Source organism: Bacteroidetes bacterium GWF2_43_63, from assembly GCA_001769275.1.
Classification (GTDB): domain Bacteria; phylum Bacteroidota; class Bacteroidia; order Bacteroidales; family DTU049; genus GWF2-43-63.
In genome coordinates this window covers 51,517-73,690 of record MEOQ01000032.1, presented here as the reverse complement: position 1 = coordinate 73,690, position 22,174 = coordinate 51,517, and the positions used below count along the sequence as shown (strand labels likewise).

20 protein-coding genes and 1 tRNA gene are annotated in these 22,174 nt (G+C 43.4%); 8 read left to right on the top strand and 13 right to left on the bottom strand.

The window, feature by feature from the left end:
• Positions 1 to 134: 134 nt before the first annotated feature.
• The 5 genes from A2W93_01020 to A2W93_01000 all read right to left on the bottom strand — a co-directional run bounded on the left by A2W93_01020 (position 135) and on the right by A2W93_01000 (position 3,579).
• Positions 135 to 446, bottom strand: coding sequence for a thioredoxin (locus A2W93_01020; protein ID OFY54184.1), 312 nt, complete (start codon positions 444 to 446; stop codon positions 135 to 137).
• A 130-nt stretch (positions 447 to 576) separates the two neighbouring features.
• The gene (locus A2W93_01015) at positions 577 to 1,497 is read right to left on the bottom strand and encodes a pyridine nucleotide-disulfide oxidoreductase (protein ID OFY54183.1); all 921 of its coding nucleotides are present in this window, start codon (positions 1,495 to 1,497) and stop codon (positions 577 to 579) included.
• Positions 1,498 to 1,515: 18 nt separating this feature from the next.
• Positions 1,516 to 1,872, bottom strand: coding sequence for a hypothetical protein (locus A2W93_01010; protein OFY54169.1), 357 nt, complete (start codon positions 1,870 to 1,872; stop codon positions 1,516 to 1,518).
• A 17-nt stretch (positions 1,873 to 1,889) separates the two neighbouring features.
• A complete protein-coding gene (locus tag A2W93_01005) occupies positions 1,890 to 2,306 on the bottom strand; it encodes an osmotically inducible protein C (protein OFY54182.1) in 417 nt (138 codons plus the stop codon).
• Between the two features lie 196 nt (positions 2,307 to 2,502).
• On the bottom strand, positions 2,503 to 3,579 hold the full coding sequence (locus A2W93_01000) for a class II fructose-bisphosphate aldolase (GenBank protein ID OFY54181.1): 1,077 nt from the start codon (positions 3,577 to 3,579) through the stop codon (positions 2,503 to 2,505).
• Positions 3,580 to 3,924: 345 nt separating this feature from the next.
• Here A2W93_01000 and A2W93_00995 point away from each other — a divergent pair, with 345 nt between their 5' ends.
• On the top strand, positions 3,925 to 5,694 hold the full coding sequence (locus A2W93_00995) for a signal peptide peptidase SppA (protein OFY54168.1): 1,770 nt from the start codon (positions 3,925 to 3,927) through the stop codon (positions 5,692 to 5,694).
• 100 nt (positions 5,695 to 5,794) lie between these two features.
• Here the strand turns inward: A2W93_00995 and A2W93_00990 are convergent, their stop codons facing one another.
• The 5 genes from A2W93_00990 to A2W93_00970 form a co-directional block, all read right to left on the bottom strand.
• Positions 5,795 to 6,403: a 50S ribosomal protein L25/general stress protein Ctc gene (locus tag A2W93_00990; protein OFY54167.1), complete on the bottom strand. Its 609-nt coding sequence runs from the start codon at positions 6,401 to 6,403 to the stop codon at positions 5,795 to 5,797.
• A gap of 11 nt (positions 6,404 to 6,414) precedes the next feature.
• A complete protein-coding gene (locus A2W93_00985; GenBank protein OFY54166.1) occupies positions 6,415 to 7,362 on the bottom strand; it encodes a ribose-phosphate pyrophosphokinase in 948 nt (315 codons plus the stop codon).
• A gap of 170 nt (positions 7,363 to 7,532) precedes the next feature.
• Positions 7,533 to 8,030: a hypothetical protein gene (locus A2W93_00980; GenBank protein OFY54180.1), complete on the bottom strand. Its 498-nt coding sequence runs from the start codon at positions 8,028 to 8,030 to the stop codon at positions 7,533 to 7,535.
• Between the two features lie 325 nt (positions 8,031 to 8,355).
• Positions 8,356 to 9,348, bottom strand: a complete 993-nt coding sequence (locus A2W93_00975; protein OFY54165.1) for a 3-deoxy-7-phosphoheptulonate synthase — start codon at positions 9,346 to 9,348, stop codon at positions 8,356 to 8,358.
• A complete protein-coding gene (locus tag A2W93_00970) occupies positions 9,345 to 10,349 on the bottom strand; it encodes a hypothetical protein (GenBank protein ID OFY54164.1) in 1,005 nt (334 codons plus the stop codon). The genes A2W93_00975 and A2W93_00970 overlap by 4 nt, the downstream gene beginning before the upstream one ends.
• Positions 10,350 to 10,679: 330 nt before the next feature.
• On the opposite strand from A2W93_00970, the gene A2W93_00965 reads away from it, so the two are divergent.
• The 4 genes from A2W93_00965 to A2W93_00950 all read left to right on the top strand — a co-directional run bounded on the left by A2W93_00965 (position 10,680) and on the right by A2W93_00950 (position 13,746).
• Positions 10,680 to 11,570 (top strand): hypothetical protein, encoded by an 891-nt coding sequence (locus tag A2W93_00965; protein ID OFY54163.1) that lies wholly within the window; start codon positions 10,680 to 10,682, stop codon positions 11,568 to 11,570.
• Positions 11,571 to 11,574: 4 nt separating this feature from the next.
• A complete protein-coding gene (locus A2W93_00960; protein ID OFY54162.1) occupies positions 11,575 to 11,919 on the top strand; it encodes a hypothetical protein in 345 nt (114 codons plus the stop codon).
• A 50-nt stretch (positions 11,920 to 11,969) separates the two neighbouring features.
• Complete coding sequence (locus tag A2W93_00955) at positions 11,970 to 12,899, top strand: hypothetical protein (protein OFY54161.1); 930 nt, start codon at positions 11,970 to 11,972, stop codon at positions 12,897 to 12,899.
• A gap of 187 nt (positions 12,900 to 13,086) precedes the next feature.
• Positions 13,087 to 13,746 carry a hypothetical protein gene (locus tag A2W93_00950; GenBank protein ID OFY54160.1) on the top strand — a complete coding sequence of 220 codons (660 nt, stop codon included), beginning with the start codon at positions 13,087 to 13,089 and terminating at the stop codon, positions 13,744 to 13,746.
• 52 nt (positions 13,747 to 13,798) lie between these two features.
• On the opposite strand, the gene A2W93_00945 is transcribed toward A2W93_00950, so the two are convergent.
• Positions 13,799 to 14,179, bottom strand: a complete 381-nt coding sequence (locus A2W93_00945) for a hypothetical protein (protein OFY54159.1) — start codon at positions 14,177 to 14,179, stop codon at positions 13,799 to 13,801.
• A gap of 371 nt (positions 14,180 to 14,550) precedes the next feature.
• Between A2W93_00945 and A2W93_00940 the strand changes: the two genes are divergently transcribed.
• Positions 14,551 to 15,933 carry a hypothetical protein gene (locus A2W93_00940; GenBank protein ID OFY54158.1) on the top strand — a complete coding sequence of 461 codons (1,383 nt, stop codon included), beginning with the start codon at positions 14,551 to 14,553 and terminating at the stop codon, positions 15,931 to 15,933.
• Positions 15,934 to 15,967: 34 nt separating this feature from the next.
• Here A2W93_00940 and A2W93_00935 read toward each other — a convergent pair whose 3' ends face one another.
• Both A2W93_00935 and A2W93_00930 read right to left on the bottom strand, forming a co-directional pair.
• Complete coding sequence (locus A2W93_00935) at positions 15,968 to 16,981, bottom strand: 23S rRNA (adenine(2503)-C(2))-methyltransferase (protein OFY54157.1); 1,014 nt, start codon at positions 16,979 to 16,981, stop codon at positions 15,968 to 15,970.
• A 29-nt stretch (positions 16,982 to 17,010) separates the two neighbouring features.
• A tRNA-Ala gene (locus A2W93_00930) sits at positions 17,011 to 17,087 on the bottom strand.
• Positions 17,088 to 17,462: 375 nt separating this feature from the next.
• On the opposite strand from A2W93_00930, the gene A2W93_00925 reads away from it, so the two are divergent.
• Entirely contained in the window at positions 17,463 to 20,915 is a 3,453-nt protein-coding gene (locus A2W93_00925) for a hypothetical protein (protein OFY54156.1), read from the top strand.
• A 196-nt stretch (positions 20,916 to 21,111) separates the two neighbouring features.
• Positions 21,112 to 22,173, top strand: coding sequence for an aminofutalosine synthase MqnE (locus tag A2W93_00920; protein ID OFY54179.1), 1,062 nt, complete (start codon positions 21,112 to 21,114; stop codon positions 22,171 to 22,173).
• The last annotated feature ends 1 nt before the right edge of the window (position 22,174 follow it).

Genomic DNA, 22,174 nt, shown 5'->3' with positions numbered 1-22,174 from the left:
CGGAAGGCGATAAATAAAAATAGCCCGTATGCCCTTTAAGGCTCCGGGGACGATCAAGCGACAATACAGTTGCCAGTTAAATTTTACTCACGACTGAATACTGAATACTGACCACTGGTGTTTATTTGCGAAAATTATTTCAGGGCTTTATCAATCAGATTCTGATAGTGTTGTTTTGGTTTCACACCAACAATGCGATTGATTTCTTTGCCGTTCTTAAAAATGATAACGGTCGGAATGCTACTCACACCATACTTGGCAGCGGTGCGTTGCGACTCTTCCACATTGAGTTTTGCGATTTTTGCTTCTCCGGCATTATCATCGGCAAGCTGACTAATTGTTGGTCCCAGCAGTTTGCAGGGCATGCACCAACCCGCCCAGAAATCTACCAAAGTGACTCCGGTAGAAATTTTCTTCTGAAAGTCAGTATCAGTCAGATGCAGCAAATGCTCGCTGCCAGCGTCGTTTGAAGAATTTTTTAATTTTAAATAACTACGTACAATGATCAGGACAAATAATCCAACAACACTTATCAATACGATCAACCAGACTGGCATAACTTTAATTTTTTAATGATTACTTTTTCAATTCCCAGGTGCGCGAAGCAGCTGCTAATGCAGCAATGGTAGCTTCACCAACAGCCGTTGTGACCTGACGATATTTTTTTGCGATGCTGTCACCGGCAGCATAGATGCCTGGTACTGCTGTTTCCATATCGGCATTCACCACTATTTCACCTCGCTCGTTTAATGGAATAATATCTTTCAAAAACGCTGTGTTAGGCTGATAGCCAATGAATACAAATGCTCCACCAGCATTGAACCATTCTTCCTTTCCGCTTTTTTTATGATGCAACAATACCCGTTCAAGTTTACCATCACCGGCAAATTCACGTAGTTCTGCTTCCATGATAAAATCAATCTTTGGATTGTTCTTCGCTTCATCTACATATGCCGGAAATGCCTGAAAACTGTCGAACTGATGAACGATGGTGATTTTGTTTGCATATTTTGCAAGCGACACTGATTCTTCGAGTGCGGAATTTCCGCCTCCAACTACAAAAATATCTTTTCCACTAAAAAATTCACCATCGCAAGTGGCGCAATAACTCACGCCGAGGCCTTTGAATTCCTGTTCGCCTTTCACACCAAGCATACGCGGAGCGCCGCCGGGAGCAAGGATTACAGTGTATGCCGAATAAACAGCATCGCCAACCCGGACAATTTTCATGTTGCCCTCTTCCTTAATTTCAGGCTGAACAGAAATAGTTTTTATGGTTGCCCCAAACGATTGTGCCTGCTTTTTCATGACAGACGCAAGCTTGTAGCCACTTGTGCTTTCCACCCCCGGATAATTGGCGATTTCGTGTGTCAGAATCATCTGGCCGCCTGCAACACCCATATTCAAAATCAATGTGTTCAGCTTTGCACGCGACAGGTAGATGCCGGCCGTTAATCCGGCCGGACCTCCACCTATCACAATCACATCGTATTGCATTGTAGCGCTCATGATTTCTTATTTTGCGGGTTCACCGAAACTTTCATTCAAAATAGTACGCACCTGATCTTCGCTCTGTATGCTGCTTGTCGCTTTTACAACTTTACCGTTTTTATAATACATGACAAACGGAATTCCCATAAAGCCACGTACTTCGGGTGCATTGCGAATTACATGCGATTCGGGAGAATCAAACATCATGTCGGCAAATTTCACATGACTGTATTCGCTTTCAATTTCTTCCATCACCGCGTAAACAGGAATACACATGGGTCCCATGCGACCGCAGGTGATCATTACATTTTCGTTTTCACTGATTATTTTCTGCCAGTCAGCGGCAGTTTCAACATGTGTAAGATTGGTGTCGAGTGTCATTTTGTTTTGTTTTTTGGTTATTCGTTAATTCTGATTTCATGCGTTATCGGCATGGCTTTTTTATACACGGCAGAAACGCCGCAATATTTTTCCTGCGACATTTCAATCGCTTTTTCAAGCTTGTCCAAAGGAAGTTCTTTTCCACGAAAACTATAAATAATGTGCATGGCCGAATAATGTTTCGGATGCTCTTCGGTTACTTCCGATTCAATTCGTATATCCAGGGAATCATATTCGACGTGCATTTTTTTAAGAATGCTGACAACATCCATCCCCGTGCAGCCCAGCAATGCTGCCATCATCAGCTCTTTTGGACGTGGGCCGAGATTCTCTCCGTTGCCTTCTGCCGAAACATCCATTATTAGTTTATGACCACTGACTTCTGCTTCAAAAGCCATATTCCCGAGCCACTTTCCATTTATCGAAGATTTCATATGCATTTATTTAGATGTTTGCCATTGACAAATACTATTCCCCGACGAAAACACCTACTTTTCTGCCAAAAAAAGCGTCTTTGTGTCAGCGCTGGTGATAATTATCATGACAATTACAATAAACGACTGACAAAAAAAGTGAGCAATGTCATCACTGCTCACCATTCAAAATTCAATGCTTTTCCGAAGCTCTTTCTCAGTATGAACCCAAAGCGTTCAGATCCTCAAAAGCCACCATCAGGCGCTTCACAAGCGACTTTCCGCCTTCACGTAACCAAACGCGCGGATCGTAATATTTTTTGTTCGGTTTGTCTTCACCTTCGGGATTGCCGATCTGGCCTTGCAGGTAGCCTTCGTTCTTTTTGTAGAAATTCATTACGCCTTCCCACATAGCCCACTGCGTGTCGGTATCGATGTTCATCTTGATAACGCCGTAAGAAATGGCTTCACGAATTTCTTCGCGTGTGGAGCCGCTTCCGCCATGGAATACGAAATTCACCGGCTTTTCCTGGGTGTTGAATTTATTCTGAATAAAATCCTGACTGTTTTTCAGAATCACAGGCATTAATTTCACATTGCCCGGTTTGTAAACACCATGCACGTTTCCGAAAGAAGCAGCGATCGTGAAATCGGGCGAAATTTTCAGCAGTTCTTCGTATGCATAGGCAACATGTTCAGGCTGGGTGTACAACTTGGCATTATCGACATGGGTATTGTCCACCCCATCTTCTTCGCCGCCGGTAACGCCGAGTTCGATTTCGAGTGTCATGCCGATTTTCGACATACGTGCGAGATATTTTTTACAGATTTCAATATTTTCCTCCAGCGATTCTTCGCTCAGATCGAGCATGTGACTGCTGAAAAGTGGCTTCTTGTGCTGTGCGTAGAATTTCTCACCGGCATCGAGCAGACCATCGATCCAAGGCAACAGTTTTTTTGCAGCATGGTCGGTGTGAATAATCACGGGTACGCCATACATAGCGGCTACGCGGTGAATATGTTCAGCACCCGAAATTGAGCCTGCAATGCTGGCCTGATACGCATCGTTCGGCAACGCTTTGCCTGCGTAGAATTGTCCCCCACCATTCGAGAACTGAATCATAACCGGTGCTTTGGCCTGCATAGCTGCTTCGAGCACGGCATTGATTGAGTCGGTGCCGACCACATTCACTGCGGGAATTGCAAAATTGTTTGCTTTTGCATGGTTCAGCAATACGCGCATTTTCTCCCCGAAAACAAAACCGGGTTCCAATAAAGATGACAGTTTTTCCATGGTGTAATTTTTTTCAAAGTTACAAAAAAGAAATATTTCACCCGGCCTGTAACAAATCAAAAACACCTTCGTCTTATGCATGGTTGGTTTATTTTGCAAAAAGGTATCGGAGGGCGAGGATTTCTTCCGGTACCTTTTTTAATTGCCGCCAGCAAGGAACAGTAGTCAGTTGTGAGTGAAAATTAACTGGCTACTGAATACTGGCCACTGACTACTGGCCACTACATTCTCCCGCTGCACAGATGTACGAAGCTCGCATGTATAGCATTATAACTGTCTTGTCGATCGAAAGTTGTAGACGAAAAATAAATTCTTACTTTTACCAAAACAAAAAACCTTAAACCTATGAAAGAATTTTTCAAAATGATGTTTGCCTCCATGACCGGCTGTCTGCTAACAGTACTGGTTGTGTTTGTGATCATGTTTGCTGTGATTTCCGGCCTGATGTCGGGTGGCAGCGAAGAAGTGAAAATTCAGGACAAATCCGTTCTTGTAATTGAGCTGAACAAAGCCATTTCAGAACGTTCATCTGACAATCCATTTGACAATATGGATTTCGGTTCCATGTCGTCGGAAACCGCCATGGGGCTCAACAATATTCTGCGTACCATTAAATATGCAGCTACAGACGAGCGCGTAAGCGGGATCCTGCTCGACCTGAGTGATGTCAATGCCGGCTATGCTACAACCGAAGCCATTCGCAATCAGATTGACACCTTTAAGGCCTCTGGAAAATTCGTTATTGCCTACGGCGACAACTATTCTCAAAAAGCATATTATCTGGCTACCGCCGCCGACAAAGTATATCTCAATCCGGAAGGCGCGGTCGATTTCAAAGGTATATACATGCAGACCATGTTTTTCAAAAACGCGCTTGCAAAGCTGAGTGTGGATATGCAAATCATTCGTCACGGTAAATTTAAAAGCGCTGTGGAACCTTTCATCCTTGAAAAAATGAGCGACGAGAACCGGCTTCAGCTGCAGACTTTCGCCGATGGTATCTGGGGACACCTGGTGAAAGAAATTGCAGCCAGCCGAAAATCAGATACTGCAAAAATGAACATGGTGGCCGATAGTCTGTTTGCTCTTAGTGCCGAAGGCGCGCTGAAATACGGCGTTGTGGACAGTCTGATTTATCGCGATGAACTGAATAAAATGATTCTGGCGAAATCAGTTCAGACAGGCGAAATTCCTTATATTTCAATGAGTGATTATTTTAAAGGAATTAAGGAAAAACTGCTGAGTTATAACAAAAATCGCATTGCGGTGATTTATGCTTTTGGCGAAATAAACAATGGCAAATACCAGCATGGAACCATCAGCGGCAAACATATGTCAAAGGTTATACGCGATGCAGCGGCCGATTCGAGCATCAAAGCCATTGTATTGCGCGTTAACAGCCCGGGAGGCGACGCCCTTGCTTCGGATATGATCTGGCGCGAAGTTTACCTTGCAAACAAAGCCAAGCCGGTGATTGTTTCGATGGGCGATTATGCTGCTTCGGGCGGATATTACATCAGTTGTGCCGCGCGTAAAATTTACGCAGAACCAACCACACTCACTGGCAGCATCGGTGTTTTCGGAATGATTCCCAATTTGCAGAAATTGTTCAACGAAAAGCTCGGAATTACATTTGATGAGGTGAAAACAAATCAGCATTCGGATTACATTGGCACCATGAAACCGCTGAATGAATATGATAGAGCGACGCTGCAATTTATGATTGAAGATATTTACACTACTTTCATCAATCATGTGGCTGAGGGCCGTAAAATGAAAGCAGCTGACGTTGACAGCATTGGCCAGGGACGCATCTGGTGTGGTACTGACGCTATGCGTCTGGGGCTTGTTGATGAAATGGGCGGCATTTACGATGCCATAGCCTATGCAGCACAGGCAGCCAATCTCACAGAGTATTCCGTTGAAGAACTTCCTATTCAGAAAGATTTTCTTTCGACGCTGATGGAAGATTTCGGAAATGAAACAAAAGTAGAAAGCGGTAAAATAATCGAGCAGGAACTCGGCGAATTTGCACCTTTGTACGAAGCATGGAAAAAAGCAACGCAGATGAATGGGGTTCAGGCGCGTCTGCCATATTTCCTGCTGTTGGATTAATACAGATAACCGTCGAAGGGTTTGAAACCCTTCGACGGTTATCTAACAGAAATAAAAAAAGGCAGGAAATTCCTGCCTTTTTTATTCAATATTTCTGAAATTACTTCTTCGCAGCAGCGGCTGCTGGTGCAGCTGCGGCTTCCGCGCCTGGAGTTTCTTCCACAACGTTTCTGGACGGACTAATAATGAGCAGAACATTGTTTTCAGGAAGATTGATTTTGAAATCAGTAGCCACAATATCCTTAACTCTTACCGCGTCATTGATGTCAAGAGGCGTAATATCAATGGTTACTTTTTCCGGCATTTTATCGGGCAAAGCAGTTACTTTAATCTTGCGGACTTTCTGCTGCATCTTTCCCCCTTTGAGTACACCGGGTGATGTTCCGACAAAACCTACTGGAATTGAAAGTGACACCGGTTTATCCATGGCATATTCATAAAAGTCAACATGCAGGATGTTGTCTGAAACAGGATGATACTGTACTTCCTGTAAAAGAGCATTATGTTTATGTCCGTCGATGCTGAGTTCTACAAAACATGCATTCGGCGTGTAAATCACATCCTTGAACTGTTTCTCCTGTGTGAAGAAATGAATCTGTTCTTTTTGTCCATAAAGCACGCATGGCACCAGGCCTTCTTTACGGAGACGCTTCGCATCTTTTTTCCCTACGTCCCCTCTGAGGGAACCGCTCATAGATACTGTTCTCATTTGTTTTTGTTTTAGATTAGAGTGTTTAAATTGAAGTGAGTACTAATTGACTCACAGGTGAGATTTCGACTAATTACATCGGCAAGTAATTCTGCTACAGACAATACTTTTACCTTGGGTGATTTGTGATCTTTGATGATTGTATCGGTCACAATAAGTTCTGTTAGTACAGAATTATCAATATTCTCGTATGCTTTTCCACTGAATACGCCATGAGTACACATAGCACGAACACTTTTAGCTCCGGCATTCATCATCAGCTCAGCTGATTTGCAAAGTGTGCCTGCCGTATCAACAATATCATCAAGCAAAACAACATCTCTCCCTTTCACATCGCCAATAAGCACCATGTTGCTGATCTGATTTGGCTTGGAGCGCTGCTTGTAGCAAATAGCCATATCGCAATCCAGATATTTTGCATAGGCATTGGCCCGTTTGGTTCCGCCCGTGTCGGGAGAAGCCATCACAATGTTTTTTCCAAGATTGAGACTCTGCAAATATGGAATAAAAATAGAAGAGGCAAATAAATGATCAACCGGGATATCGAAAAATCCCTGAATCTGATCGGCATGCAAATCAACCGTGATTACGCGATCAACACCAGCTGCCATCAAAAGATTGGCAACCATTTTAGCGCCAATGGCTACTCTGGGCTTGTCTTTGCGATCCTGACGGGCAAAACCGAAATATGGAATCACAGCGTTGATATGATGAGCTGATGCACGTTTTGCAGCATCAACCATCAGAAGTAATTCGAATAAATTTTCTGTCGGAGCCATGGTTGACTGAATCAGAAACAATTCTGATCCACGCAGTGTCTGCTCAAAGGAAACCTGAAACTCGCCATCCGAAAAACGCATAAGTTCTACGCTGCCTAATTTTGTACCATAGGATTCAGCGATTTTTTGTGCTAAAGGGAGAGTTACCTGGCCGGAAAACAGAGCCACTTTCGGGTCCATATTTCAAATTTTGTGCAAAGGTAGAAAAATTTCCGACCCGAATTTATATTAACAGAAAGAATTATTTGAAAGCGTTTAAACCACTGCCGTTGCGCCAATAACCATTAACTAATAACCATTAACTAATAACCATTAACCGCTAACTATTAACCAATAACCGTTAACCACAACTACCTGGTCCATCCCAGCATTTCGCCAAATTCGCGCACACAGCCTTTGCCTCCCTTGGTGCGAAGCACAAAATCTACCTCTGCTTTAACTGCCGGTGTAGCATCGGCCGGACAGGCGCTCAATCCGACTTTTCTAATTACATCCAGATCGTTGATGTCATCGCCGATATAGGCCACCTGTGAAAGCTCAATACCCAGCTCCTTACACCAGCCCTCAAGCACTGGCAGCTTTTTGTCGTTGCCGACATAATAACGGTTCACATGAATCATCTCAGCGCGATATCCAATCAGCTCTTCCATGAGACCGTTGCTGATAAAACCAACTTCAATCCCAAGTCTGGCCGCAATTTTCATCGCCATTCCATCGCGGGTATTGAACTTTTTCATTTCTTTCTGGTCGGATGTAACGAACATGCCGCCATCAGTCATCACACCATCCACATCGAGTGCCAGCAGGCGACAATCAAAAGTCTTCGGAATATTAAAAACAGGAAGTATAAAGCTTTCAAATGGCAACTTCATAGCCTTGGCCATCTGAGCCAATTCTGAAGGTTTTGGATATGATTGTTCATTGAGAAAGGCCTGAATGGAAGTACGTTCTAGCCCGCATTTTATAGAAAGCTCTTCAGCACTCAAGCCTTCGCTTTCCATAATTTTTTTCAGATTGCTGATGAATGTTTTCATAGTTTGTTTGTATAATTTCTCGCTGCCATTGCTGTCACTCTGAGCGGAGTCGAAGAGTAGACAGCAACGAAATAACGCATATATACTCGTTTAAATAGCTGTTCATCCTTCGACTCCGCTCAGGATGACAGTATATTTATTAAACAATGCTTCGTCCAACCGCAGCAGCAATGGGTTTTAGCGATTCAAGCAATTTTCTGAATGTTTCGTGATTCAATTGCTGCGATGCATCGGACTTCGCCACTGAAGGATTTGGATGCACTTCAATAAGCAAACCGTCAACGCCCATAGCCATGCAAGCCCGCGCCAGGTCAGGAACTCCATACGCATACCCCATGGCATGACTTGGATCGAGAATTACTGGCAAATTTGTGTTCTCTTTCAAATAAGCTACACCACACAAATCCAATGTAAACCGCGATTTTGTTTCAAAGGTCCTGATGCCACGTTCGCACAACATCACATTCGGATTTCCGCCTGACAAAACAAATTCAGCTGCCTGAACAAATTCCTGCAACGTCGTTCCGAATCCGCGCTTAATTAGAATAGGCTTCTGAGAACGGCCACAGGCGCGCAATATGCCATGATCATACATAGCTTTTGCGCCAATCTGAATCACATCAGCATAATCGAGCACCAGCTGAACATGCGTGCTGTCGCGCACTTCGGTCACAACCGACAATCCATATTTCTCACGCATTTTTGCGAGTAATTTCAATCCGTCTTCACCCATGCCCTGAAAACTGTAAGGCGAAGTGCGGGGTTTGAAAGCTCCGGCGCGAATACTGGTCAACCCGGATTCAACAATCAACTTAGCTGTTTGCTCCATCATTTCTTCACCTTCAACGCCGCAAGGTCCGATGGTGAGCAATGTTTGGGCATTTCCTGACGTAAATTTTCCAATATTTATCTGGCGGGTTTCGGCTTTGAATTTTCTGGATGAAAGCTGAATGTCGGAATCCATGATCCAGCTTTTTTCAATATTGTCGCTAAATTTCGAATCTATGGTTTTCATTGCCGAAGGCGTAACGACCAATATGTTTGATTCATCTTTAACGACAACACCTTCGCAAGCCGCTGCCAGCGCTTGAATCTGAGAATCTGAAATATTATTTCTGAGTTGAATAATCATAATTCACCTTTTATGAGATTGTTGAATTTCACTGTGCCTGCCAGTCTTCCGCTTTCATCAATCACGGGAAGGAACAACACAGGAAATGAAAGATTTTTTACATACTGAAGCATATCATACACCGTATTGTTGCTGCGGATCAGCGCAGGGTGCGAATTCATCACGTCTTCCACCTTCAGGTTTTCCAATGTCGGCCAATGCTTCAGCAAAGCTTTACGCACATCAGCCATGGATGCGATTCCCAACAGCATGTCGTTTTCATCCACGATGTTGGCAAAACCAAGTTTGTAGTCTTCGATGACTTTCAGCAACTGCGGAAAAGTATATTCATTGCGTGTCACAGTCGGAATTTCATCGCGGTTCAGCATGAAATCACTTACCCTATATTCGCTTCCGGTATTGCTACGCAGTTTCATCATGGCCGAACCAATAAATTCCTGACGCAGCAGGTAGGAACCAACCACAACGGCTGTCACGCCCATATTGCGCAGGATGAAAGAAAGCTCTGCATTGATACCGCCATCAACATGAATTTTTTTATCGGGATATTTATTTCTGAATTCGCGGATCTTTCTGAAATTTTTCTGTTGAAACGGCTCCCCGCTCTTTCCGGGCGTGGTGGCCATAAATAAAATGAAAGAAGCGTTGTCGGCGAAACGATCAAACACCGCGATATCTGTGTCAGTAGTAACTGCAATTCCCAATTGACCTTTGAATGCAACCGGCATTGGCTGCCAGTTTTCAATGGCTTCGTATTGCAATGTCACATATTCAACTCCGGCATCAATAATCTGATCATAGTATTTCTGAGGCTCCGGACTGATGATGTGTAAATCGATGGGCGTATCCGAATAGTTACGGATCTCTTTTATATCATCAAAAACCGATGGATCATCGTTGCAATCAATGTGAAACCAGTCGGACTGGTAGGCGTCGAGTTCGCGCACCAGCTCGCGCAAATCGGTTGCATTGGCACTATAAAGCGAGGCTGAAATTTTCATTTTAATTAAATACGAAGCAAAGATACAAAAATAGTTTCCAGTAGCCAGTTGCCAGTGGTCAGTGGCGAAGCCATAAAAAAAGCTGCGAAGCACAAAACGATCCCGTAGGGATCAAATATTGGTAGCCCATGGTTGCGAGCGAAGCGAAGCTACCCCGGGTAAAACGCGCGCAGCACCCGTAGAGGAGAGTGGTCATGCGTCAACGTAAAACGTTGCAAGCGGGAGACGCGCGCCCAGAAAAATTTGTGATACAACGCAAGAAGGAAAATCCGGTTGTTAAGAAATTATTTTGTTTTGGATAAAATATCGATTACATTTGTTAGTCAAAAAATGGATTTTATGCGAAAATTTATTTTTCTCATTTTTATAATCCCATTATGGATGAATGCACAGGATTCGCTCCGGGTGCCGCTTTTATTTCCCGGTGAAGCTTGTTCGGTTTTCCCGCAGAATCCAGGAGAGGCCTTTTTTAGGGCATCGGCCGGCCCCGATTTTTCAGTTGATAAGCCATCTGTCTTTGTTAATTCCGATGTGGAAATTTATTTCAATCCGTCGAAAAAATCACGTTTCACTTATTCGGCAGACTGGAATTACGCTGCATCATACATGTACAATTCTTCAAATGGCGGTATAAGCGTGCTGTACGATTTTTTAAAAAATCCGGATTATTCTTTGGCAGCAGGAATGTCTTTTCATGTACTTGCATGCAAATTAAACTGGGAGAGTCTTGTTTTTCCCGATCAGCTAACGATTTCAGACACAATAATTGAGTCAAATCAGGTTAAGCCAATGGATCAGTTAAGCAAAGCCGTTGCAACATTTCACGGACATCTGGTTTTTACAGCACCTCACTTGTTTGCTACGGCAAGGTTTTATGACCTGACTACGCCGAATATCAGCTTTGTTTCATACAATGAATACACAGGCGGGATGCGGTTTACAGGAGGATATTACAATGATACTCGTAACGGATTCCGCACCATCGCCGCAGGTTGGAGAATGAATCAGCTTAAACATCACATTTTCAATATTGAATCGACCTATCAGTTTCACCGCGTCTGTTTGGGAATCCAATTGTCAACCAATAAATCGGGCGGAGTCATGCTTTTGTATTCAGGGAAAAAGATTTCTGCAGGAGTAGCTTCATTCGCTTTTGTCAAGCCCGTTTCAGAAGAATTTTGTTTGCAGCAATCGCGACTTGTTTTTTCAATTAATCTCTGATACTATGAAAGCAAAATTCTTTTTTATCATCATTGCTTTCTCATTCCTATTTTCCTGTGAGAATAATTATGATCATAACTGGGATGAGCGTATCCGCATTCCAAATTCTTTTTCACCCGACAATGACGGATATAATGAAATGTGGTGCATCGATGCTGACGATGTTTCGAAATGTCTGCTGATTGTAACCGATCAGGATGGAATTGAGATGTGGAGAACTACAAATATATATACCTGCTGGAATCCCGGCAGCAGCATTTCAGGCGGGCTTTACTACTATTATTTTCATGCTGAATTCACCGACGGACTTCAACACGATTACAGCGGAGAGTTGTATTTGTTGCATTGATTGCAACCTGAAATTCCACGACAATTTTTGCTTTTCTAAAAAACACTAAAATGAAGAAGTTCCTTTTAATATTCCTTGTAACAATGCTTGCCAGCGCAGGTTCATTGAAAAGTCAGAACTATTACCCGTTTCCCACCGACCTTGCCAACTGGAACCAGTATTACTGGTGGAATGGCGCACCGACTGGACAATGGGGTGTCAATTATCAATATATCATGGAAGGAGACACCGTTCTTGGAGGGAAATCGTATAACAAACTCTATTACAAAGCAACCGATTCTCCGTCTGCAAGCGTGTTTATAGGAGGATTGAGAGAAGATTCCCTCAGACAGATTTATTTTTTCCCAGACTCATCCCTTCAGGAAACCGGCTCCCCAGGCACGTTGACCGACTACACGACTGAACATCTGCTTTACACTTTCAATAATTTGCATGCAGGAGACACATTGCAGATTCATCAGGGAGTAGCTCTGATCAAAGTCATCGCAATAGATTCTGTGATGATTGGGACAAGCTACCGGAAACGATATGAAATTCAAAACAGCAACTTATTGTTCTATCCTGAATATTGGATTGAAGGAATCGGTAGTACAAAAGATCTTCTATCTCCATTTCTGTATGAATTTGAATGGAATTTATTCACCCTCTGTTTTTCGGATACCGCCACCTATTACATAAATTCGCCAACAGGCGCTGATTCATGCCACTGGGATATGACTGGACTGAATGAATACAATGACGAAAAAATTAAAATAATCGCATTCCCAAATCCATTCAGAGATTTTATAAATATTGAAGTTGAAGATCAGACATCCAGCGCCGCAGAAGTCACCATTTGCGATATGACCGGAAGAACAATGTTGTTTACAATACTGCAACCAAATGAAACCATCGATCTCAGAAATTTATCAGCAGGTGCATATTTGCTGAAAATCAGATCCGATCAACAAACCGGTACAAGTATATTGATAAAGGAATAAGTGTTTTCTCAGCGAAGAGTCATTGAAATGGACCTGTCACGAATGCGGCGGCACCATATGCGTTCACAGGAGCAATTGTTCCAACTGTGGAAAAATATTTTCCGAATTACCACTGATTTAATCTTCCGCAGTAATTTTCGTGTTACTTTTGAGCCGGAATAAATTATACTTTCTAACAGGAAAAACCATGTGTTTCTCAGCTACAGCTAGTTTCGGGGCAGGAGCCATTCTGACGGTGATGGGGGTCGCCTCAATGAAAACAGCGACTCATCCAAAACAGCTGCCATTTGCCGGCATTCCGCTTCTCTTTGCGGCACAACAAATTACAGAAGGATTTCTCTGGCTGTCGCTGTCAAATTCTGAATATGCCATGTTTAAAGAACCATGCACTTATTTATTTCTTTTTTTCGCTCAGATTTTCTGGCCAACATGGGTTCCATTTGCAGTTTTAAAACTTGAATCCAATGAACGAAAAAGAAAATTTCTGAAAATTATGGTGGCCGTTGGTGTCATGGTGTCACTCTATTTTCTGTCCTGCATGATGATTTTCCCGGTCGATGGTGTAATTGAAGAGTGTCACATTTTCTACACGTTCGGATATCCGGTAATCATGACTCCAATTGTAAGCGTTTTCTATGCCATGGCCACCATTGGATCCCTGATGGTATCATCGATTAAAGGAATGAAACTTTTCGGGATTTCAGTCTTTGTGGCTTATCTCGTAACCGGAGTTTTTTACCTGGATTTCTTTGTGTCGGTCTGGTGCTTCTTTTCGGCAATACTGAGTCTGATTATTGTGTCGGTGATTTACAGATTGCGGCCAACTGTTACGGAACCAATTTTGTGACGAATAATCACCAAATGCGTGCGAAGTAAATACGTTGCCAAACTTGCTCCTATTACATTTTCGCCTCATACTCCCTTACCACCACCAGCGCATTGTCTTCGCCTGACTGTGAAAGAAAAACAAATCCCCGATCACAAAGCATTGGATGTAAGGGTGCAAGTCGCAGAGCATCCACATCTTCGTAGCGGCCATATTGTCCTGAGCGGCTATGTAAAACAATATAATTACCGATTTTTGTAATGCGTCCCCCACCCGACATGCCGATGCGAAGGCCTTTTGCGGAATACTCGCTCACCGCTTGCCCATAAATTTCGCAATGCATATTGGGCAATGTGTAATCAAAATAAATGGCTGTCGCCAGCCCTGTCTCTCGGTCTGTGAGAACAATGAATTTGAGGTTGTTAAGGTATTGATCAAGAATGGTTTCAGGCATAAAACAAAATGATTATCCTTCATAATGCCAGTGATGGAATAAGGTAGTCCAACATTCCATAGTTCGGAGCACTGCAGGGCAGTGTAAAATCCTCGAAGAACATGGAGTAGTTGGGCAGAGGTCTCTGCAACCGACTCTTCCATGTCCTCCATTGCATTTCGGACTATTGAAGGTCGTGTTGATTTTGTCACAGAAATAAATTCCAGATAGCCACTGAAGCTTTTTCTGGTATTATAGCGAATGTGCAAATAAAACAATTTCAAAATTACAAAAAAAGCATTCATCGAAATATTACTTGTATTGCTAAATTTCATAATTTTGTTTCAAAATAACAATAAATGAAAACTATTAGTAGTCTTCTACGACATATATTGGTGATATTCATCATTTTTCCCATTTGTGCTTTTTCACAGGGATATTTGGAAGTTGTGGCAAACAAAACAACCATTTGCGCCGGCGAAGAAGTTTTTTTATCAGCGCTGTATCGCAGCGACAGCACTTTACTGGTTGTCGGTTTTGACTCATCGATGGTTGGCCCAGGCGCAACATCTTCTGGTGGAGTTTTATTTACTAATCCTTGCGACTCAACAACATATCAATTTGGACATAATTGCTGGTTCGGTTACAATTCGACTTTACCTAGGGAAATAACTACAAAATCAATTTACGCTCCAAATGGAGTCACAATTTCCTTCATGTGCCGGTACGGAGCAGATGAAAATACAGTCGACTGCGAAGATCCCGATATGACTAACGAAGGAATATATCTGCAATATTCACTTCCTCCATTTAATACTTGGACAGATCTGAAAAATTGGCCTGCAAATATGACCTCCACTGGACCAATATATACATGGTCAGCACATACTGGCTTAATACCAGCAGGCGCTATTAGTGATTCTGTAAAAATAAGATGGGCTCAGATATACACCAGCGGCCCCGGATATGATAACTGGGGGATTGATGAAATCATCATTAATTCAAACAATGCGTCATTATTTTCATGGTCAAATGGTATAAATACAAATGAGCCGCAGGCTGTTTACCCAACACATGACAGTACTTTTATTGTAGTTGTAACAGATGCCGCTTCAGGACTGACATTATCAGATACAATTGAGATAGAGGTTATAAACGATGCCAATGAGATTTTTGCATCTTCGTGCGATTCATATATAGCTCCAGATAACAATGTTCTTACTTCATCCGGCACATACACATATACAATTCCGACCGCTTTTGGCTGTGACAGTGTTGTAGTTTTACATCTGACAATCAACAACACACCAAGCAATGTCATTCAGTCGGATTCCGTAACCCTGATAGCTCAGCAAAACTGCCTATACCAATGGGTGGAATGTCCGACTTTCAATATCATTCCCAGTGAAACAAATCAGAGTTTTTCTCCATCGCAATCAGGATATTTTGCTTGCATTATTTCCCAACACAATTGCACTGATACCTCAGATTGTTATCCTGTGTATCCCGTTGAAATAATTGAAAATTCATTTTCAGGGGGCATTTCTGTTTTCCCAAATCCAACGGACGGGAAGATTACCATTCACTTTAGTCACACCGCTGAAACACCAGAAGTAACAATATTTGATGCATACGGAAAAGTCGTCAGCAGGAAATTGTTTCCTGAAACAAACATTATAGAAGATGAAATTTTTGGAAATCCGGGAACATACTTTGTTCAGGTGATTTCAGGTGAAAATATAGCCATTTTCAAACTGTTGAAAAAACAGGACTGATAATACAATTCGTTTTCCAGATCACCGCCCGGCTTTATCTCTTTCCGGCAAGCGTGCCGCAGGCAGCTGCAATATCAAGTCCACGGGAACGACGAATCGTTGCGGTGGCTCCTTTTTTTATGAGTTCATTCTGAAAAGTAAGGACCTCTCTTTCGATAGGAGCTTCAAAATTTAATCCCGGAACGTCATTATACACAATCAGGTTTATATGAGCATTGCAGCGAATGGCTATATCAGCCAGTTTCAAAGCATGACTTCTCGAGATATTGATTCCTTTGAATAAGATATATTCAAACGAAAGCTTGCGGTGCTTTGGTAAATCCGCTGCAACGATCATGTCGAGAATATCGATAACCGGATTTGAAATCTGTGCAGGCATGATATGCATTCGTTCTTCAGGGAAAGGACTGTGAAGACTGACGGCAATATTGACCTTTGTTTTTTCCAGCAATTCTTTGAAAGATGCTTTTATCCCGATGGTCGAAACCGTGATTCTGCTTGCGCTCAAACCAAATCCTTTTTCGGAAGTCAGAATTTCAAGCGACTTATACACTTCGGCCCAGTTGTCGAGTGGCTCACCCATACCCATGTACACGATGTTTGTAATTTTATCGTGTTCATCAATGGCCATCAGCTGATTCAGGATTTCGCCCGACGTCAGATTTCCATGATAGCCAATAGAACCTGTTGCGCAAAAACGGCATCCAAAGCGACATCCAGCCTGCGATGAAACGCATACCGTTAGCCGGTCATCATCGGGAATAACGGCAGTTTCAACACTTCGACCACCGGAAAACTCGAACAGATATTTTTTTGTGCCATCTTTTGAAATCTGCACATTTGAATATGGAACCAAAATTTCCGGATAATCATTTTTCAACTGATCACGGAAATGCTTTGGTAGATTGCTCATTTCATCGTAGCTGAAAACACGCCGTGCATACATCCACTCTGCAATTTGTTTTGCGGTGTATGCGCGGGCACCGTATTTCTCAACGATGGCGGCAATTTCTTCCGGTAATAATCCAAATAATGTATTCTTTTCCATACAAAAAAACCCGGCTAACCCGGGTTCCCTCGTGGAGCATACGAGAGTCGAACTCGTTACCTCTTGACTGCCAGTCAAACGCTCTAGCCAAATGAGCTAATGCCCCAATTTTTTCGGACTGCAAAGATACAAAGAAATATTTTTCCGCAAAAAAATATTTTTGTAATTTAGACGTAATACCTGATTGCCTCTTTTACGGGTGCTGCGCGAATATTACCCGGGGCCTTCGCGCGAAGCGCTCGACCAGGGGCTACCAATATTTTGTCCCGATGGGACAGTCCGGTATTGCGTAGCTTTTATTACGGCTTCGCCACTGACTGCTAACGACTGAAAGATGCTAAACCTTGACCCTAACTTGGGCGCGCGTCTCCTGCTTGCAACGTTTTACGTTGACGCGTGACTCTTGATCCTGACCTCAACCCTGCCCTGACTCACCACTGACAATTTAAAATAGATTATCTTTGTTTGCGTTCCTACACACATGCAGCGATTAATCGGCTTTCTTGTCCTTCTATCTGCCTTCATGCAGTTGTCGGCCCAGCAGAATCCGGGCGTGAAATCGCTTTCCCTGCAGCTTCCGGTGCCCGATTCCATTCAACTCGATTCTTTTACAGTCGATCCGGCTGATATAAAAATCATCCTGCCCGATGGCACTCCGGCAGACACATCTTACTTCCGCTTCGATATCAGCAAGGGTTTGCTTTTCTTTAAAAAAGAAAAATTTCCGACGGCCGGAGAACTCAGGATATCGTGGAAAGCCATGAGTGTAAACCTCTCCAAACCTTACAAACACAAGGACACGACGCTGCTCTTTCCCGAACTAAACAACTATTACAATCCTTTCGATGCCACCAACACCGGAACTGCGGGTTCCTGGCTCGAAACCGACGGCCTCGATAAAACCGGAAGCATCACCCGCGGATTCAGTGTCGGAAACCGGCAGGATTTCTCACTCAGCTCGTCGCTGAATCTTATGCTAAACGGCAAGCTCAGCAACGATCTCGAAATACAGGCCGCTATTTCTGACAACAACATTCCGATTCAACCTGAAGGAAACACACAGCAGATCCAGGAATTCGATAAAATATTTATCCGGCTTTCGAAGGAAAAAAATATTTTCACGGCAGGTGATATCGAGGTGCAATCGGCACCACAGAGCTATTTCCTAAAATATAACCGCAAATCACAGGGCGGTGATTTTCAAACAACATTTTCGCCGGGACTCACTAAAAATGACGAGCTGTTTGTGCGGGCCAACGGATCATTTGGAAAAGGCCGCTACACACGTCAGGAAATAACAGCCATCGAAAGCAATCATGGCCCATATAAGCTGAAAGGCAATAACAATGAGACTTTCATCATTGTGTTGGCCGGCAGCGAAAAAGTCTATATCGACGGAACATTGCTCACACGCGGCGAAGACAATGATTATATTATTGATTACAATACTGCTGAATTAACTTTTACAACTAAAGTAATCATCACTTCCAAATCGCGCATCTCCGTTGAATTTGAATACTCCGACAAAAACTATTCGCGTTCATTGATAACTTCCGAAGTCGGCTACAAATCAGGGAAATTCACAACAGGTCTGAGTTTATATTCTGAATCAGATTTGAAAAATCAATCGGTGCAACAGGATTTGTCCGATGAGCAGAAAATGATCATGTCGCTGGTGGGCGACTCCATTCAAAATGCGTATTCATTGGGGATCGACAGCATCGGATTCACTACCGAAAGAGTTATGTATGCAATGGTAGATACCCTCGGATATGACAGCGTATTCGTTTACTCAACGAGCACAGACAGCGCGTTGTATGCACTTACTTTTTCTTATGTTGGAAAAAACAATGGCAACTACGTTCAAACCGGCAGCAGTGCCAACGGACGCGTTTTCAAATGGGTGTCGCCTATCGCCGGAATTCCGCAGGGAGAGTACGAACCCGTCATAATCCTCATCACGCCTAAAAAAACAGAGATGTATGCGTTTCGGGCAGGATATGATTTTAGTAAAAACACATCTTTGCATGCCGAATATGCCATCAGCAATAAAGACATAAATCTGTTTTCGTCGTTGAACGACGCTGACAATGCCGGACACGCGCTGACATTGAACTTCCGGAGCCATCAGGAAATTGGCAACGATACAGTAAAAAAATGGATGCTGGCAACAAACATCCGCACCGAAATAACCGATCGGAATTTCAATGAAATTGACCGTTTTCGCAGCATTGAATTCGCCCGTGACTGGAATCTCGACCTCATGGAAAAGCGCGGAAACACATATTTCGGGCTTGCTGATATTGTTCTGCAAAATTCCAAATCGGAAAAGATCCGGCTTAGCACCGGGGCGTTCATGCGCGACAGCAAAAATGCATCGTATCAGAATCTGCTCCAGATAAATAAAAACTGGAAAAACACGATTCTCCGCTCCACCGCAGTATATCTTGCATCGCCAACGAGCAACCGGAATACAGATTTCTTTCAGTATCAGAATAAACTTGAACAGAAATTCGGCAAATTCGCACTGGGAGCTGAAGCCAACGGAGAATCCAAACAGATGCATTCAGCTGACAGTAATCTTTTGAATGCCGGATCTTTTAACTGGTGGCTGACTAAATTTTATACCGGCTATGCCGATTCTAGCCGCAGCGCAAAAGTATATTATCAGTACCGCGAAGACAAAGTGGCGGACAGTCTGCAGCTCGTACCTCAAAGTTACATGACTGATATTGGTTTTGAAAGCACAGGACAGATTGCAGAAAACAATCAAATTTTATTACGTGCCATTTACCGTGAAGTCATTTACAAAACCGGAACCACGCCCAATGAGGAATTTCTGCTCGGACGACTTGAATACAGCGGCCGGATCAAAAAACGATTTATGGTGTTCGGGGCCAGTTATGAAGCGGGTTCCGGAATGGAGGCCAAAAAAGAATTTTCATATCTTGAAGTCGCACCCGGACAAGGCGTTTACACATGGAACGACTACAATGGCAACAGCATCCGCGAGCTAAATGAATTTGAGGCAGCCGCCTTCAGCGATGAGGCCAATTTCATTCGCATCTATACACCAACGAATGATTACATCAGGGTTTTCTCTTCTCAACTCAACGGAAACTTTGCTGTCACTCCGGCCGATATCCTGAAAAAAGAAAAATTCATGGGAAAACAGATCTCCAAATTCTCAAACAGAAGTGCCTTTTCATATGACAAGAAAACCTCGTCTGAGATAGCATCTGAGATGTATCTGCCGTTCACTACCAAAGGTGAGGATTCACTTCTTGTAACACAAAATGCCACCTGGAGAAATGTCCTGACCTTTAAAGCAAACGATTCGCGATTTAGCATCAACTGGATCAATACTTCAAACCGCGCACGCGGACTATTCACCAACGGCATCGAAGACCGCCAGGGCCAACAGGACGAAATAAAAATCAGCAAATCATTTGTCAACAGCTGGGTGACGGAATTATCGGCCATCAGCGGCGTACGCGATTTTACTTCGGAATATTTCACTTCAAACAATTACAGCATCGAAGAAACCGGGATCAAGCCATCGCTGTCATGGCAACCGGGGACAACTTTTCGCTGGACAATGCTTTTTCAATATTCTGAAAAAAACAATGTGCTGTCAGTTGAAAAGGCGATTGTACGCAAAGCAGGCACAGAGCTAAAGTTCAGCAAATCAGGCAAAGGCCTGGCCATGCTCCAGTTCAATATGCTGCAGATCAGCTATGGCGGTGAAACCAATTCCAGTCTGGGCTACATCATGCTCGAAGGGTTGCAGCCCGGCCGCAACTTCACATGGGGCCTCAGCATTCAGCGCACACTGGGCAGCAACATGCAATTGAATTTTATCTACGACGGCCGCGCCAGCGAAGGCAATCCGGTAGTGCATACCGGCAACGTTCAGGTGCGGGTGTTTTTCTAAATAAACACTATGCATAGCTAACCATAGCTCGGATTTGCAATCCGTGATATGGTTAGCTCAAAATTTAGAGCTCATTCAAACTCAAAATAAAGCTTAAAAAAGGCGAATATTGAGCTTTTTCTGCGTAACATTGAGCTTAAAAATAGTAGAAATTCAGTACTTTTGTTTTGTGAAAACATCAACTCCATATTTCACTATACAACAGCTGCCACTCGCCGAAAAAATTCTTTCTGATCAACGCATCAGCGAAGAAGAAGCCCTGTTGTTATTTAATGATTTCGACCTGCCACAACTCGCTCTGCTGGCCACACACCGCAAACGATTTGCTTCGCAGGACAAGGTTTTTTACAACCGCAACATTCACATTGAACCCACAAATATTTGTGTTTATAATTGTCGCTTCTGCAGTTACCGCGCTAAGTCCGATGCCGACAGCTATACTTTTACGACGGAAAAAATCATCGAAAATATTTCTGCAGTTGCTGACAACATTACCGAAGTACACATCACAGGCGGTGTTCATCCAGAATGGGGAATTTATTTTTTCGCCACTCTTTTGAAATCTCTCAAAACACAATTTCCGCACATACACATCAAAGCGTTTACAGCAGTGGAAATTGCATATATGTGCAACATCGATAAACTTGATATCGCAGATGGGTTGCGGATTTTAAAAGATGCCGGATTATCCTCACTTCCCGGTGGCGGCGCCGAAATTTTTGATGATTCTGTAAGGGAGAAAATAAGTCCTGAAAAACCAACCGGCCAACTGTGGCTCGCTGTGCACCGCATGGCTCATAAAACCGGTTTACCCAGCAATGCCACCATGTTGTTCGGTCATGTCGAAAGCCGCACACAGCGCATATCGCACATGGCAGCACTGCGCGACCTGCAGGATGAAACGCATGGCTTCAATTGTTTCATTCCATTGAAATTCAGAAACCGGGACAATCGCATGTCGGACATTGAAGAAACGCCGGTCATAGAAGATTTGAAAACTTACGCCATCGCTCGGATTTTTCTCGATAATATTCCGCACCTGAAGGCCTACTGGCCCGCTGTTGGTCGCGACTTCGCGCAGATATCACTTCAGTTCGGAGTGGATGACCTCGACGGCACCATCAATGATTCCACCAGCATTTATACGCGTGCAGGCAGCGGCGAAAGCCCTGATATGTCACTGTCCGAATTGCAGCGACTGATCACCGAAGCCGGTTTCCAGCCAGTGGAACGCGATTCAGTGTACAACGAACTCTGAT